Origin of the sequence: Rhodococcus sp. UYP9 (genome assembly GCF_040547235.1) — a bacterium.
GTDB lineage: Bacteria > Actinomycetota > Actinomycetes > Mycobacteriales > Mycobacteriaceae > Rhodococcoides.
On record NZ_JBEPPH010000007.1, the window covers coordinates 205,598 to 221,336 of the forward strand.

At 62.6% G+C, this 15,739-nt stretch carries 15 protein-coding genes; 10 read left to right on the forward strand and 5 right to left on the reverse strand.

The features are described 5' to 3' along the window. Positions 1–17 precede the first annotated feature (17 nt). The 6 genes from ABIB36_RS19165 to ABIB36_RS19190 all read left to right on the forward strand — a co-directional run bounded on the left by ABIB36_RS19165 (position 18) and on the right by ABIB36_RS19190 (position 7,026). Positions 18–1,007: a helix-turn-helix transcriptional regulator gene (locus tag ABIB36_RS19165; RefSeq protein ID WP_084348897.1), complete on the forward strand. Its 990-nt coding sequence runs from the start codon at positions 18–20 to the stop codon at positions 1,005–1,007. Then, positions 1,004–1,975: a helix-turn-helix transcriptional regulator gene (locus tag ABIB36_RS19170; protein WP_084348898.1), complete on the forward strand. Its 972-nt coding sequence runs from the start codon at positions 1,004–1,006 to the stop codon at positions 1,973–1,975. The genes ABIB36_RS19165 and ABIB36_RS19170 overlap by 4 nt, the downstream gene beginning before the upstream one ends. 122 nt (positions 1,976–2,097) lie before the next feature. Continuing rightward, positions 2,098–2,379: a Sec-independent protein translocase subunit TatA gene (tatA, locus tag ABIB36_RS19175; protein WP_084348899.1), complete on the forward strand. Its 282-nt coding sequence runs from the start codon at positions 2,098–2,100 to the stop codon at positions 2,377–2,379. Between the two features lie 68 nt (positions 2,380–2,447). Continuing rightward, positions 2,448–3,410: a twin-arginine translocase subunit TatC gene (gene tatC / locus ABIB36_RS19180; RefSeq protein WP_084348900.1), complete on the forward strand. Its 963-nt coding sequence runs from the start codon at positions 2,448–2,450 to the stop codon at positions 3,408–3,410. Positions 3,411–3,419: 9 nt separating this feature from the next. After that, complete coding sequence (locus tag ABIB36_RS19185; RefSeq protein ID WP_084348901.1) at positions 3,420–6,143, forward strand: DEAD/DEAH box helicase; 2,724 nt, start codon at positions 3,420–3,422, stop codon at positions 6,141–6,143. Between the two features lie 46 nt (positions 6,144–6,189). Then, complete coding sequence (locus tag ABIB36_RS19190) at positions 6,190–7,026, forward strand: DUF4333 domain-containing protein (RefSeq protein ID WP_354562336.1); 837 nt, start codon at positions 6,190–6,192, stop codon at positions 7,024–7,026. A gap of 82 nt (positions 7,027–7,108) precedes the next feature. On the opposite strand, the gene ABIB36_RS19195 is transcribed toward ABIB36_RS19190, so the two are convergent. Then, positions 7,109–8,083: a 5'-3' exonuclease gene (locus ABIB36_RS19195; RefSeq protein WP_084348903.1), complete on the reverse strand. Its 975-nt coding sequence runs from the start codon at positions 8,081–8,083 to the stop codon at positions 7,109–7,111. Positions 8,084–8,110: 27 nt separating this feature from the next. Here ABIB36_RS19195 and ABIB36_RS19200 point away from each other — a divergent pair, with 27 nt between their 5' ends. Then, positions 8,111–9,256 carry a M24 family metallopeptidase gene (locus ABIB36_RS19200; RefSeq protein ID WP_354562333.1) on the forward strand — a complete coding sequence of 382 codons (1,146 nt, stop codon included), beginning with the start codon at positions 8,111–8,113 and terminating at the stop codon, positions 9,254–9,256. 1 nt (position 9,257) lies between these two features. Here ABIB36_RS19200 and ABIB36_RS19205 read toward each other — a convergent pair whose 3' ends face one another. Continuing rightward, positions 9,258–9,671 (reverse strand): pyridoxamine 5'-phosphate oxidase family protein, encoded by a 414-nt coding sequence (locus ABIB36_RS19205; RefSeq protein ID WP_084348905.1) that lies wholly within the window; start codon positions 9,669–9,671, stop codon positions 9,258–9,260. A 22-nt stretch (positions 9,672–9,693) separates the two neighbouring features. Here ABIB36_RS19205 and dprE2 point away from each other — a divergent pair, with 22 nt between their 5' ends. The 3 genes from dprE2 to ABIB36_RS19220 are packed head-to-tail and all read left to right on the forward strand — an operon-like array spanning position 9,694 to position 12,424. Then, positions 9,694–10,476: a decaprenylphospho-beta-D-erythro-pentofuranosid-2-ulose 2-reductase gene (gene dprE2, locus ABIB36_RS19210; RefSeq protein ID WP_502944947.1), complete on the forward strand. Its 783-nt coding sequence runs from the start codon at positions 9,694–9,696 to the stop codon at positions 10,474–10,476. Beyond that, positions 10,455–11,687: a precorrin-6y C5,15-methyltransferase (decarboxylating) subunit CbiE gene (cbiE, locus tag ABIB36_RS19215; protein WP_502944946.1), complete on the forward strand. Its 1,233-nt coding sequence runs from the start codon at positions 10,455–10,457 to the stop codon at positions 11,685–11,687. The genes dprE2 and cbiE overlap by 22 nt, the downstream gene beginning before the upstream one ends. Continuing rightward, entirely contained in the window at positions 11,666–12,424 is a 759-nt protein-coding gene (locus ABIB36_RS19220) for a cobalt-precorrin-6A reductase (protein ID WP_354562330.1), read from the forward strand. Before cbiE ends, ABIB36_RS19220 begins: the two co-directional genes overlap by 22 nt. Here the strand turns inward: ABIB36_RS19220 and cobJ are convergent. From cobJ to cobG, 3 genes are read right to left on the reverse strand one after another with little or no spacing between them, the layout of a single operon-like run. Then, a complete protein-coding gene (gene cobJ, locus ABIB36_RS19225) occupies positions 12,421–13,926 on the reverse strand; it encodes a precorrin-3B C(17)-methyltransferase (RefSeq protein ID WP_354562328.1) in 1,506 nt (501 codons plus the stop codon). The genes ABIB36_RS19220 and cobJ overlap by 4 nt on opposite strands. After that, the gene (locus ABIB36_RS19230) at positions 13,923–14,549 is read right to left on the reverse strand and encodes a precorrin-8X methylmutase (protein WP_084348909.1); all 627 of its coding nucleotides are present in this window, start codon (positions 14,547–14,549) and stop codon (positions 13,923–13,925) included. Before ABIB36_RS19230 ends, cobJ begins: the two co-directional genes overlap by 4 nt. A 31-nt stretch (positions 14,550–14,580) precedes the next feature. Then, entirely contained in the window at positions 14,581–15,729 is a 1,149-nt protein-coding gene (gene cobG / locus ABIB36_RS19235) for a precorrin-3B synthase (protein ID WP_354562558.1), read from the reverse strand. Between the last annotated feature and the right edge of the window lie 10 nt (positions 15,730–15,739).

Here is a 15,739-nt window from a genome sequence, read left to right on the forward strand (position 1 = left end):
ACCATTAGGCTGCCATAGTGGCGATCACCAAAGTCGAGCGATTGATGAACCTGGTCATCTGTCTCCTGTCGACGCGGCAGTTCGTGACCGCGGAGCGGATCCGAGACAGCGTCGCAGGGTACGGAGACTCGGGGACCGACGAAGCGTTCAGTCGCATGTTCGAGCGAGACAAGAACGAACTCCGCGATCTCGGCGTGCCGTTGGAGACCGGGCTGGCTGCCGGCTCGGGAGGGATCGAGGGCTATCGGATCAATCGTGATGCCTACGAGCTCCCGGCCATCGATCTCAGCCGAGAAGAAGCCGCCGCCGTCGCAGTCGCCGTGCAGTTGTGGGAGTCCCCAGAGTTGACTTCCGCAGCGCAAAGCGCGCTCCTCAAGCTACGTGCCGCCGGCATTCAGGTCGATCAGGACCAATCGGCGGCGTCGGTCACCGCGGTTCCAGCGCGGACCAGAGGCTCCGAACCTGCGCTCGGTGCCTTGCTTTCGGCAATCGACGCGGGGCGGTCCGTCCGTTTCGAGCATCGAGGCTCGACCACAGACCCTTACGTCACTCGCACCGTGCAACCGTGGGGCGTAGTCACGTTTCGCGGACGGTGGTACCTGGTGGGGCACGACGTCGATCGCGACGACATTCGGACGTTCCGGTTGTCGCGGATCGGCGATGACGTTTCCACGTTCGGGCGCACCGGAAGTGTCCGTAAGCCCGAGGGCATCGATCTTCAGTCCATTGTCGAACGAGTTGCCGGAACCGCGGAGGTCAGCGGATCGGCAACCGTTTGGGTTGTCGACGATGCCGCATTCGAGATCAGAAGACTGGGAACTGCGCTGGAGGACCGCACAGTCGGCGGAAGAAGCGGATCGGTCGTACAGATCCCGGTACGTTCGTGGGAATGGGTGACCCGTCTCGTGGCAGGGCACGGGGGTGATGCTTTGGTACTGGATCCGCCGGAGCTACGTGCCGACGTCATTCGTGCGCTGCGTTCCGCAGCGGTCGCGGCGTCACGGTGAGCGCGCGACTGTCGGTGCGGTTGGCCCGACTCCTCAACATGGTGCCTTTCTTCCTGGCCAATCCGGGCCTGAGCGCAGCCGAAGCAGCGCGCGAGCTCGGCGTATCCACCACGACCCTGATGACCGATCTGAATCAGCTCTGGATGTGCGGATTGCCCGGCTACGGTCCCGGAGATCTCATCGACCTGTCCTTCTCCGAGGAGAGCATCGAGGTGACGTTCTCTGCCGGAATCGATCGTCCGCTGCGGTTGACGTCGACCGAAGCCACGGCCCTGCTCGTCGCACTTCGTTCATTGACCTCGATGCCGGGGATGGTGGATCCGTCAGCTGCGCAGCGCGCGATCGCGAAGATCGAGGATGCGGCGGGAGCTGCTGCCGCCAACGTCCCCCGATCATCCGGGCAAGATACGGCGACATCGGTACCGGAGAGCGAGGCGGCGGCCGCCATCCGCTCTGCCCTTCGGAATCGACATGCGCTCGAATTGACCTATTACTCCGCTTCGCGTGACGCCGTGTCCGAACGAATCGTCGATCCGATCCGAACTGTCCTGATCGACGATCACAGCTACCTGCAGGCTTGGTGCCGTCGCGCCGAGGGAGTGCGACTGTTTCGATTCGATCGAATCGACAGCGCAGTCGAGCTTTCCGAGCCGTCGCGCCCTCCCGAGGGCGTGCCACAGGACGACAGTTTCGAGATCTTCAATGACGACCCCTCGCTCCCACAGGCTCTACTCGAGATCCAACCCAGTTTCGTGTGGGTGATGGACTACTACCCGATGACTCAGATAGGTGCTGCGGCAGATGGCTCGATCACGGTGACGATGCGATTCGCGACCTTGGCGTGGATGACCCGTTTGACGCTTGGTTTCGGTACGGGTATCGCGGTGCTCGGACCGCCGGAACTGCAGCGCAGCGTCAACGAACGCGCCCAGACCGCGCTGGCTGCTTATGCTGAGCTCGGTGAATGATTCGAGCGAGGTTGTTTCGCACTGCTCAATATCAATGAACTTGCCGTTAACACTCGGTTTCTTCGGGTCCGACTAGGTCTGATGTCGGGTACGCTCGAGGTATCTGATTCTGGGAGGTACACATGGGAGCCTTGAGCCCGTGGCACTGGGCCATCGTCGCGGTGGTCGTCGTAATTCTGTTCGGTTCCAAGAAGCTGCCCGAAGCAGCTCGGGGACTGGGCCGCTCGCTGCGCATCTTCAAAAGCGAAGTGAAGGAGATGCAGAACGACGGCAAGGCCGAAGCTCCTGCCGCTCAACCTGCCGCGCCGACGCAGCTCAATCCTGCGGTGCCGGTCGACCCGCACGCCGTGGACGCTCATCCCGTCGACGGTGTGAGCAGCCGACCTGACACCAAGTCGGCCTGAGAAGAACGATACGTAGCTAACCGGGGTGCTGATCAGCACCCCGGTTCACTGCTGAGCGAAGACAGAGAATGCGAATCCCGTTCGACCCAAGGCGAAGCAAGCGCCGACTGAATCCCGACGGCACGATGTCGTTGGTCGATCACTTGTACGAGTTGCGGACTCGGTTGATGTGGGCTCTGCTCGCCGTTGCCGTGACGACGGCCTTCGGCTTTTTCTGGTACTCGCACACCTTGTTCGGCTTCGAGAGCCTCGGTGACCTCCTACGCGGTCCTTATTGCTCGCTCGATCCAAGTTTGAGAGCGAATCTGAGCAACGACGATTCGTGCCGCTTGCTGGCTACCGGCCCATTCGATCAGTTCCTCCTCCGATTCAAGGTCGCGTTCACCGCCGGCGTGGTGTTGGCATGTCCTATATGGCTCTACCAGCTGTGGGCCTTCATCACCCCAGGTCTCTACGCGAAGGAACGCGGTTATGCGATCGCGTTCGTGTCGTCCGCGGCTGCACTGTTCGTCGCAGGTGCGATTCTCGCGTACTTCGTCGTGGCCAAGGGCCTGCACTTCTTGTTGTCCATCGGTGACAACGTTCAGATCACGGCGCTCAGCGGTGACCAGTACTTCGGGTTCTTGATCAATTTGCTGATCATTTTCGGTGTCAGCTTCGAGATTCCGCTTCTGGTGGTGGCGTTGAATTTCGTGGGCATCTTGACCTACGAACGATTGAAAGCATGGCGCCGCGGACTGATTTTCGGACTGTTCGTCTTCGCTGCGATCGCAACGCCCGGACAAGACCCGTTCTCGATGTTGGCATTGGCGTTGGCACTTACGATCCTGTTCGAGATGGCAGTGCAGATCGCTCGCATTCACGACAGGCGTAAATTGCGCAAGAGTAGCGAGGAATGGGGTGATGTATCCGATGACGAAGCATCGTCGATCGATTTCACTGGATCCATCGAATCACCGAACAAGGTCGAGGCACCGAGCAAGGTCGAGGCACCCCGTCAACCCCAGCAGGACTTCACCGACACGATCTGACGTGATCGAGTGAGCGCCTCGACGTCCGAATTGCAGAAGTTCGCCGGTGAGCTGAGCTTTCCACTCGATCGTTTCCAAATCGATGCCTGTACGGCGTTGGAGGCAGGCCACGGCGTGCTGGTGTGCGCTCCCACCGGTGCGGGTAAAACGATTATCGGTGAGTTCGCCGTTCATCTCGCCCTCGCATCGGGTCGCAAGTGCTTCTATACGACTCCGATCAAAGCACTGAGCAATCAGAAGTTCGCCGAGCTGACGGCACGGTACGGCCGGTCGACTGTCGGCCTGTTGACCGGTGACTCGAGCATCAATCCCGATGCTCCGATCGTCGTGATGACGACCGAAGTCTTGCGAAACATGCTCTATGCCAACTCGAATGCCCTTCGGGGACTGTCCCACGTGGTCATGGATGAGGTTCACTATCTCGCGGATCGGTTCCGGGGTGCGGTGTGGGAAGAGGTGATTCTTCATCTCTCGCAGGACGTTCGACTGGTCAGCCTGTCGGCGACCGTGAGCAACGCCGAGGAGTTCGGCGCGTGGATGGAGACGGTCCGGGGAGATACCACCGTCGTGGTGGACGAGAATCGACCGGTGCCGTTGTCGCAGCACATCATGGTCGGCCGCCGGTTGTTCGATTTGTTCGACAATCGCTCTCACTCCAGCGGGGGTGCGGCAAAACCTGTCGTCGACCGCGATCTGGTCCGCCATGTGAAGGAACGGCAGTCACTCGATTACGTCGACAGATGGCAAGCGCCCCATGGAAGAGGGCGCGGGCGTGGTGGACACGGAGCGAGTGCGAACAATCGCCCTCTGCCGCGGCCCGAAGTTATCGCTCGGCTAGATCAGGAAGGTCTACTCCCGGCGATCACTTTCATCTTCAGCCGTGCCGGTTGTGACGCCGCGCTGACGCAATGTCTGCGTTCCCGGTTGGTTCTCACGACGCCGGAGCAGGTCGAAGAGATTCGCGACATTGTCGAAAAGCACACTTCCGAGCTTCCCCGTCAGGATCTCGAAGTACTCGGCTTCTGGGAGTGGCGCGAGGCCCTCGAGCGGGGTCTCGCTGCCCATCATGCGGGCATGCTGCCGGTCTTCCGACATACGGTCGAAGAGCTGTTCGTCAAAGGCCTGGTCCGGGCAGTGTTTGCCACCGAAACCTTGGCTCTGGGCATCAATATGCCTGCACGCACCGTCGTGCTCGAGAAGCTGGTCAAGTTCAACGGCGAAACTCATGCGGAGTTGACTCCGGGGGAGTACACCCAGCTGACGGGTCGAGCGGGCCGCCGCGGCATCGATATCGAAGGTCATGCGGTCGTGTTGTGGCAGCCGGGAACCGAGCCGACCGAAGTAGCGGGTCTGGCATCGACCCGCACCTTTCCGCTGCGGAGTTCATTCCGCCCGGGTTACAACATGTCGATCAATCTGGTCGAACAGTTCGGAGCTGCCGACTCGCGCGCATTGCTGGAACGCTCGTTTGCCCAGTTTCAAGCGGACCGATCTGTCGTCGGTCTCGTTCGCGGCATCGAGCGCAACGATGTGACTCTGACCCAGTTGGGTGCGCGACTGGGTGGACCGGAGGGCGAATACTTCGAGTACGCCAAACTGCGGGAACGACTGAAGGACCGCGAGAAAACCCTCGAGCGTCAGGGACGGCAGGACCGAAGGGACAATGCCGTCGAATCGCTACGAACTCTCAAGCGTGGCGACGTCGTATCCGTTCCCAGCGGCAAACGCAGCGGGTTGGCTGTTGTCCTCGAGCCCGATGACGACCTCACCGATCCTCGGCCCCTGGTTCTGACCGAGGACAAGTGGGCCGGACGAGTGTCGGCTGCCGACTTCCCCTCTCCTGCAGACTCCTTGGGCGCGATGCGTTTGCCTCGTTACGTCGATCATCGAACAGCGAGGACTCGGCGTGATTTGGCGGCGGCGTTGCGTTCGACCGGCATCTCCGTGCCATCGGATCACCGACGCCGTAAATCCACGGCGGCCGACGACCGCGAACTCGCCACGTTGAGGCGGAGCATACGTTCGCATCCAGTTCATTCGAGGTCCGATCGTGAGGAACTCGGCCGAGTGGGCGAGCGGTACAACAGGCTTGCTCGGGAGAACGAATCGATGCGACGCAAGGTGTCCGCCACGACCAATTCGTTGGCGCGTACATTCGATCGGATTTTGTCGCTGCTTGCCGAAAGGGAGTACATCACTGCCGGTCGTACACCCGAGGTGACGGGCAACGGTTCGCGATTGAGCCGCATCTACTCCGAATCGGACCTGCTTGTCGCCGAGTGCCTGCGGCAACGCCTCTGGCTCGGCCTTGCTCCCGCCGAACTTGCAGCCGTTGTGTCCTCGGTCGTGTTCGAGTCACGACAAGAAGGCGACTCGACTCCGCAGGGGCCAACCGGACCCGTGCGTCATGCGCTGACCGAGACGGTCCGGGTATGGACGGAATTGCGCGCCGACGAGATTCGACACTCTCTACCGCCGACACGTGAACCCGATATGGGGTTCGTGAAAGCCGTGTATCGCTGGGCCAGCGACAGCTCGCTCGTAGATGCTCTCGTAGCTGCAGGAGACAACGGAAAAGCTCTGTCCGGGGGCGATTTCGTTCGATGGTGCCGACAGGTCATCGATCTACTCGATCAAGTACGTCTCGCTTCGCCGGATCCGGAGATATCCAAGACGGCTGCTCGCGCAGTTACTGCCTTACGACGTGGTGTTGTCGCAGTCGATGCGGCTTGAGGTAATTCCGTTAAGGTGTGACGACATCGATTCAAGTGGAGGCGAGATGACCGGCCCTTACGGTCCGAACAACCCTGATGAGCAGTGGTCGCGTAATCAGGGGCAACGGGAAGAACCAGCGTCGGAGACCCATTCTGGTTCTGAATTCCCGACGACCGGTCAGCCATGGGAGCAACAGGGACCCAGTCAGCAAGCACCTGGTCAGCAAGCATGGGGCCAAGCCGGACCCACATCTGGCCAACCGACTCAGGGCTACCCGCAGCAGCCGCCCTATTCACAGGGGCAATACCCAGCGCAGCCCCAGGGGCAGGGTAACTATCCAACTCAGTCCTTCGAGCAGGGCCAGTTCACGCAGGGGCAATTTCCCCAGGGCCAGTTCCCGCAAGGCCAGTTCCCACAAGGCCAATTTCCCCAGGGTCAGTTCCCGCAAGGTCAGTCCCCGCAGGGCCAGTATCCGCAGGGGCAGTATCTACAAGGTCAAAACCCGCAGGCCCAGTACGGCAGCATGTATCCAGGTCAGCAGCAGCCCGGTCAGCAGCAGTGGAATCCAGGTCAACAACCACCTCAGGGCACCAAGTCGAAGACACCCCTGTTCGTGATCGGCGGGTTGGTCGTCGCAATTCTTCTCATCGGTGGGGTGCTTTTTGCGACCTTGGGTGGAACGAAGACCCTCGATGCTGACGCAGCCGAGGCCGGAATCGAAGAGATTGTCTCCGGAACCTACGGCGCCACAAGCGTTTCGAACGTAGATTGCCCCAGCGGCCAGGCCGTCGAAAAAGGTGCATCCTTCGATTGCTCGGTGCGAGTCGATGGCATCGACAAGAAGGTGACGTTGACGTTCACCGATGACACCGGAACCTACGAGGTATCACGTCCGCGCTGACATACCGGGACCAACTGACGTACTGGGACCAACTGACGTACGAAACCCAGCTGAGATACGGAGTGCAGCTGGGTTTCGTACGTCAGGAACGTCCGTAGGTGCCCAGTGCCGAGGTCAGTCGATCCACGGCGCTGCCGATTCCGAGTTCGGAAGCCAGCTGCGACAGCCGATCCGGGTCGGCGGGCACAGCTGGGATGATGTCCGGCCGTGAGAACTCGACCTCGGCATCGGTGACGACGCGAACTACGGGCAGTGCTGCGTCCAGGTAGTCACTCGCCGCGGTCAGTTTTGCTCGGATGCCCTTCGCTAGATCGGATGCTGGATCGTTCACCGCTGCGCGCAGGTCGGCCACCGAGCCGTAGCGCAGCATGAGCGTCGACGCCGTCTTCTCGCCGACGCCTTTCACGCCCGGGAGCCCGTCCGAGGCATCACCGCGTAGAAGGGCGAGTTCGGCATATGCTTCGCCCGCCCGGTGCAGGGGAACCCCGTACTTGTCTGCCACTTCCGTGGGGCCGAACAACTCGGCCTTCGCCAACCCCCGCCCGACGTAGAGCACCCTGACCTGGTTGGGTTCATCGGATGCAACCTGCAGCAGATCTCGATCTCCGCTGACGACGACGACCGGATCTTCTCGCTCGCGCGCGGCCAGAGTTCCGAGTACGTCGTCGGCTTCGAGTCCGACCGATCCGGCAGTGGCGATCCCCGCGGCAGCGAGAACGTTCATGATCATCTCGACCTGCGGTGTCAGTGTTTCGGGTACTTCCTCGCTCGATCCGGCGTCGGGCAGTACTTCTGCGACGCGATGCGCCTTGTACGACGGCACTGCATCCACTCGAAACTGTGGGCGCCAATCGAGATCGAGGCAGACGGCGAGACGGCGCGGCTCGGTTCGAGCCATCAGAGCGGCGACCATGTCGATGAATCCCCGCACGGCGTTGACCGGTCGCCCATCCGGGGCCGTGATCGATTCGGGTAGCGCGTAGTAGGCCCGAAACCACAGGCTGGCTCCGTCGAGAAGGAGAAGAGGTGACGTTCCCGGGGCTGTCATGGACATCATCTTGCCAAACGCCGTTAACCTGAAGTCATGAGTTCCGATTCCACGTCGTCACCCACCCGATTCGCGACAGAAATCTATGCTTCGCGGCTGGCTCGCGCGGCCGAGTACGCCGGGCAGGCGGGTCTGGATGCCTTGCTGGTCACCCCTGGTCCAGATCTGCAATATCTGGTCGGTTCGCGGGCTAGTTCGTTCGAGCGGCTGATCTGCCTGGTGATCCCTGCGGATGGCTCGAGCCCCACCCTGATCGTCCCGCGGATCGAGTTGGCAGCCTTGCGGGATTCCGCGGTCGGTGATCTCGGTCTCGTCATTACCGATTGGGTGGATGGAGTCAGTCCCTACGCACTTGTCGCCGCCATCTTGCCGTCCGGTGCGAAGACCGCGGTCGACGACGCCATGCCGGCATTGCACTTCGTGCCGTTGGCCGAGAAAATGGGGCGGACACCGATTTTGGCGACCGCGGTGTTGCGGCAACTGCGAATGTCGAAGGACAGCGCCGAGATCGAGGCGCTTCGGCGCGCCGGCCATGCAATCGACCGGGTGCACGCCCGAATGGGGGACTTCCTCAGGGTCGGCCGAACTGAGGCTGCAGTTGCGCACGACATCGGCGCCGCGATCGTGGAGGAGGGACACACCGAGGCAGCGTTCATCATCGTCGGTTCCGGTCCCCACGGCGCGGATCCGCATCACGAGGTGTCGGAGCGCATCATCGAGGCAGGAGATGTCGTTGTGATCGACATCGGCGGGCCCGTCGCGCCGGGGTACAACTCCGATTCGACGCGGACTTACGTTCTGGGCGAGCCCTCTGCCGAAGTTGCCGAGCAGTACGCCGTTCTCGAGCGAGCACAACAGGCGGCAGTCGACGCAGTCAGGCCCGGTGCGCGAGCCGAGACCATCGACGCGGCAGCGCGCGACGTGCTGTCCGCCGAGGGACTAGGAAATGTGTTCCTGCACCGCACCGGCCACGGAATCGGTCTGTCGGTTCACGAGGAGCCTTACATCGTGGCAGGCAATGACATCGAATTGGTCGAGGGGATGGCCTTCAGCATCGAACCCGGGATCTATTTTCGGGGCCAGTGGGGTGCGCGCATCGAGGACATCGTGATCGTCACCGCGGACGGGTGTGAGTCGGTCAATCTTCGGCCGCACGGGCTGGCGGTATTGCCGACCACGTAGATCAGCGCGCGAGCAGTGACCGGGAGCCGAGTATCCGTTGGACGGCGATCGTGATGACGACGCGTTCTGGATTCTCCCGAGGGACTCGGTAGCGCTCGGCATATCTCCGCTCGGCCTCGTGGACGTCGTCTCGGTCCGTCAGCACGGTGCTCGGCCCTTCCAAAGTCAGCCATCGCGGTCCTTCGATCTGACTGACAGCTGCGTATCCACCTCGTGCAGCGTTGATCGCCTTCTGTGTCGTTCGGCCGGTGATCACGCGCGCAAGGCGAGCTTCGGGATCCCAGGTGAACCCAACAGCGACGACGTGGGGAGTGCCGTCGGCGCGGAGTGTCGTCAGCGTGGCGAGATGACGTTGGGTGAGAAATTCGGTCGCCTCGGCGGTGAGGGCTGCGGGGTCTGCGGGGGTGGTGGCCATGCTACGACCGTAATCGGCGAGACTGTCAGTCGTGACGTCCACTCCACCCAGTGACACTTTTCCGCGCCATGTCGGCACAGTCCTGCTTCTAGGGGGCCGCAGCGAGATCGGTATGGAGGTGGCGACGCGGCTCGCACCGGGTCGGACCGTCGTACTTGCCGCGAGGCGGAGCGACCAGCTTTCCTCGCAGGTAGGGCGATTGCGGGCCGGTGGTGCACACAGCGTCGCAACGGTGGAGTTCGATGCCGACGACGTGAGCCGGCACGGCGAGTTTCTCGAATCCGTCGCGCAGGAGTACGGCCCGTTGGCGACCGTTGTTCTGGCATTCGGAATCCTCGGCGATCATTCACGGGCGGTATCGGACGCCGAGCATGCGATGGCGATAGTGCATACCGACTTCGTCGCCCAGGTTTCCGTTCTCACTCATACGGCTCGGATGATGCGCCAACAGGGGAGCGGCGAACTTGTAGTGTTCTCCTCCGTGGCAGGCGTTCGCGTGCGCAAAGCCAACTATGTGTACGGCTCGGCCAAGGCCGGCCTCGACGGTTTCGCGGGCGGTCTAGCGGATGCACTGCATGGGTCTGGGGTATCACTGCTACTGGTTCGCCCAGGATTCGTCATCGGATCGATGACCGAGGGGATGTCTCCCGCACCGTTTTCCAGTACGCCGGACCAAGTTGCTGATGCCGTCGTGCATGCACTGGCACGAAAGAAGTCTCGGGTGTGGGTGCCCGGCATTCTCGGACCCCTGTACGCCGGATTGAAGCTGCTGCCGTCGTGGCTCTGGCGAAAGATGCCTCGCTGATGCTCCCTGTCGGTCGTATCGCCGTCGTCGGTATCGGAGCGGACGGTTGGGAAGGTGTAGCCGAATCCGCCAGGGCTGTGATCTTGTCCTCGGACGTGGTCTTCGGCTCGACTCGGCAGTTGGCGACGCTTCCCATACCGGACGATCGTGTACGTCCGTGGCCGTCCCCGATGTTGCCCGGCCTGCGAGCCTCGATCGACGAGTTCGACGGTAAGCGGGTATGCGTACTCGCCAGCGGGGATCCCATGTTCCACGGCATCGGAGTCACGCTGGCGAGGGAATTCGGCGCCCAGCGGTTGCATGTGATGCCTGCCCCGTCGTCGATGTCATTGGCCTGTGCGCGGCTGGGCTGGGCGGTGCACACCACCACCGCAGTCAGTCTCGTCAACTCCGAAGCCGCGACGCTGTTACCCGCCTTGGCTCACGGCAGCCGAGTGATCGTCCTTTCCCGAAACCGGCACACCCCCGCTCAGGTGGTGTCGTTGCTGCGCGAATCGGGGTTCGCGGACTCGGTTGTCACAGTCTTCGAACAACTCGGTGGACACGCCGAACGGTCCGTGACCGGTACTGCGCGCACGTGGGGCGAGTCGCCCGGAGATCCGCTCAACGTCGTCGCTGTCGAGTGCGTGTTCTCGCCCACTTCGACTCGGATCAGTCGGATCCCAGGGCTGCCCGACGCTGTTTACGCCGGTGACGGTCAGCTGACCAAATCCGAGGTTCGCGCCTTGACGGTCAGCGCGCTTGCCCCGACGCCGGGAGAAGTGTTGTTCGACGTCGGAGGCGGGTCCGGATCGATCGGTATCGAATGGATGCGAACGGATCCACGGTGCACCGCAGTCGCATTCGAGATTCTCGAGGCACGGCGATCACAGATCGAAGTCAACGCACATGCGCTCGGTGTTCCGGGACTTCAGGTTCGAGGCGCTGCACCCGACTGCTTCGGCGACGGTGAGCAGCCCGATGCCGTGTTCATCGGTGGCGGACTGACCCAGAGAGAGATGGTCGAAGCCTGCTGGTCACAACTGCGAGCAGGGGGGAGACTCGTCGCGAATGCGGTGACGGCCGAATCCGAGGCGCTTCTTCTCCACTGCGTGGATCGGTACGGTGGGTCGTTGAGGAAGTTCCAGATCTACCGGGGAGAGCCGTTGGGCTCGTTCACGAGTTGGCGCCCGCAGCTTCCGGTTGCGCAGTGGATATCGATCAAGCAGTGAGGGTGCTGGTACTCGGAGGCACCTCCGAGTCGCGAGAGCTGGCCGCACGGTTGTCCGGCGACGATCGATTCGACGTCGTCACCTCTCTCGCCGGCCGCGTCCGGGACCCGAAACTCCCGCTCGGCACTTCGCGCGTCGGCGGGTTCGGCGGGGCCGACGGGCTGACCCGTTGGCTGCACGATCACGAGATCGACGCGATGGTGGACGCGACGCATCCCTTCGCCTCCACGATCTCGAACAACGCCGCCATCGCAGTTGCACACCATCGCATCCCGCTTCTCGGACTGCATCGCACGCCATGGTCCCGCAGGCCCGGTGACCAGTGGATAGAGGTATTCACCCCAGGCGAAGCAGCGGCGGCGATTCCAGCCGACGTCGGTCGCGTCCTGCTGACGATCGGGCGTCAGGAGGTAGCGGCATTCGCGGCGGTCGAATCCAGCTGGTTTCTGATTCGTAGTATCGATCGACCGGACCCGGTACTTCCTATCCATCACGAATTACTGCTCGCGCGAGGGCCGTTCGACCTCGACTCCGAGATCGAACTGATGCGTCGCCGTGGGATCGACGCCGTCATCAGCAAAAACAGCGGCGGAGTGATGACCGAAGCGAAGATCACCGCAGCGAGAGAACTGGGTATTCCAGTGATCATGATCGCCCGGCCGACAGTGCCGCCCGATCGACGTGTGGTCCACACCGTGGACGACGTCGTCACCTGGCTGGGTTCGCTCTCCGGCTAGGCCCGTCCCTTTGTCGCGGGATACCTGCGTGGCGTGAAGATCATTGCGCCACTTCCCGTGTCGATGATCTCGGTAAGCGAGGATCCCACGATGAGGAGGCATCGCATATCGATCCTCGCTTCGGCGAGATCGGCCAACCGTACGGTGGTCACCGACTCGTCTTCGCTTCCCACCGCGCGGCCGATGACCACCGGGGTGTCGGGTCCACGATGCTCGAGGAGGATGTCGCGTGTCGCCGAGATTTGCCATGTCCTCGATTTCGAGGCGGGGTTGTAGATGGCAATCGCCATGTCCGCTTCGGCCACAGCCGACAAGCGGGCGGCCACGACGTCCCAGGGTTTGAGTCGATCCGACAACGAAATCACGGCATAGTCGTGTCCGAGTGGTGCACCGACGCGGCTTGCAACCGCATTGGCGGCGGTCATTCCGGGAACGATCCGCACCGGCACGGTAGACCATTGATCTTCGGCGGCAATTTCCACTACCGCCGAGGCCATTGCGAACACTCCAGGATCGCCGGAGGACACCACGGCAACCCGTCGACCCCGCTTCGCGAGATCCAATGCGAAGGCAGCGCGTTCGGACTCGACCTTGTTGTCGCTTGCATGCCGAATCTGTCCGGCCTGCAACGGGACTCGATCGAGGTACGTCACATAACCGACGAGGTCGGTGGCAGCGCGAAGCTCATGACGAACCTCGTCCGTCGTCCACCTGTCTGCGCCCGGACCGAGCCCGACGACGACCACTTCACCCAGCGTGCGCGATTCGACGGGATTGTTCGCCGGGCTCGGTACGACTGCGATGGAGAAGTACGGCACCTCGTCGGCGACGACGTCGGCAGCGGCAAGGACCCGTTCGCTACCGGTACTGGCGCGTTCGACGTAGAAAGCTTCGTCGAGTCGTCCTGAGTCTTTCAGTGCAGCTGCAACATTGGGGTAGGTGCGCCCCAGCTTCATGATTGCGGCCGCATCGGTGTTTCGAAGCCGTCTGGTCAGCTCGGCGACAGGCAGCGTTCCGGGTAGCACCGTGAAGACTTCGTCTCGCTCGACCAGTGGTGTCTTCAATGCGGCCGAGGCGGCGCTCACCGACGTCACACCCGGTACGATCTCGACGTCGAATCGGTCGCAGAGCCGCTTGTGCATGTGCATGTAGGAGCTGTAGAAGAGCGGGTCGCCCTCGGCGAGAAGGACCACCGAGAGTCCGGACTCGAGATGTGCGGCAAGGCGTTCGGCTGCCTGGGCGTAGAACTCGTCGATAGCTCCCTGATAGCCACCTGGGTGATCGGTGGCCTCCGTGGTGACCGGGTAGACCAGGTGCTCTTCGATCTGACCTTCGCGCATATAGCCGGCGGCGACTCCGCGTGAGATGGATTTGCCATGCTTGGCGCTGTGGAATGCCACGACATCGGCTTCACCGATGACCCGCGCAGCTTTGACCGTCACCAGTTCGGGATCCCCGGGCCCGATGCCGACGCCCCACAACTTGCCTGGAATTATGCTCATTCTTCCTCGCTTGCAATGGCATTGACTGCGGCAGCTGTGATGGCGCTACCGCCACGCCGCCCCCGAACCACCAGATACTCGAGACCGAAGTTCGAGGTGATGAGGTCCTCCTTGGATTCGGCAGCACCGATGAAACCGACCGGACCCCCGACGATCGCGGCGGGTTTGGGCGCGCCTGCAGCCAGCATCTCGAGTAAATGGAACAGCGCTGTCGGCGCATTACCGATCGCAACTACGGCGCCATCGAGCCGATCTCCCCACAATTCGAGCGCGGCTGCAGTTCGAGTCGTACCCATCTTGGCCGCGAGATCACGCACTCTCGGATCCGACAGCATGCAGATCACTTCGTTGTCGGCGGGCAACCGTCGGCGCGTGACACCTGCTGCGACCATTTTCACATCGCACAGAACCGGTGCACCTGCAGCAAGGGCTGAGCGGGCGTTGGAAACAACCGACGGTGTGGCACCGACAACTTCGGTGAGGTCGACTTCACCGCTGGCATGGATCATCCGAACGACGACCTGCGCAACGTCAGGGGCGAACGCCGAAAGATCCGCCTCGGCTCGAATAGTCGCGAAGGACTGTCGATAGATCTCCGCACCGTCGCGGATGTAGTCGTACATGGAGTTCACGATAGGTCAGAACGGAGACCCCTCATGACACCCGGTATCCGGCGCCGGTGGCGACGACGTCCACGATCTCGCCTTTCGGCCTGCCACATCGACGCTCGCATCCTGACCAATGTTCGCGTTGGTCAGCCAGATTTCGGCCGGCGGCCACGGCGTCACGTAGATCCCCCCGCACGTCGGCATTCGACTTCTCGCACCCAGGTGCGCCGGTGCAGGCGCTGAGGTTCACCCAGGGTGAGTCGGCATCGAAGATCAAGCCCATCGGAGCCAGTACTCGGACCACCTGTTCGGCAGCGCCCTCGTCGAGATCGCACACGACGATCCCGCGCCACGGCGTGACGACGAGCGGCTTGCCGATTGCAGCGAGAAACTCGGCGAGCCGTGCGTCGAGGACTCCGAGCGCAAGAACTCCGCCCAGCGCGACGAGTCCGTCGCCCTGCGACAGCCACCCGATCGGGGGCGTATCGGACGGTCGAGTGGCCAGTGGGCCCGTACTTGTCGGGTCGTAACCGGATGAATCGAGGCCCAGCGTTGCGAGAACTCGTGCGGGTCCGTCGGCTAGCTCGGTCAGTCGCCACTCCGTGCCCCGCAACGAGACGAATATTCGGGCGGCGTCCACCAAAACGTCGACGACGCTGTCGCGGTAGACCCGGACACCCGTATCAGCGCCACCGAGGATCAGGGCGAACAACTCGGGCGAGAGCGCTTGGACACCGAAGTCCGGGTTTAGAGCGGTGACATCGCCTCGGCCGTCGTCGAGGGCGAACAGTGTGCGGCCGGGAAGATCCGCCAGCTCGGCACGGGCGCACAAGGCTCGGTCGAGTGCGGTGATCAAGGTTCGGACATCGGTGACACCATTGACCCGACCAGTCAAAGGCGAGGCAAGAATGTTGCGCACACGCTCGTGCGACGGGGAGGGCAACATACCGGCATCCGCGAGCCGTCGAGCCAGCTCGGTGCTGTCCCGAACCCCGCGGAATTGAATGTTGCCGCGGGATGTCAGCTGCATCGACCCGTTGCCGAGATCGCCGGCAGCCTTCGCGAGAACCTGCATGTGGGAAGGGTTGACCATTCCGCCGGGCAGCCGCACCCTGGCCAGAGCGCCATCGGCTGCTTGGTGCAAGGTCAGTGCGCCTGGGCAGCGGTCGGGGGTCGTTCTCGGGTCGCTCGACATCACCTGTCCA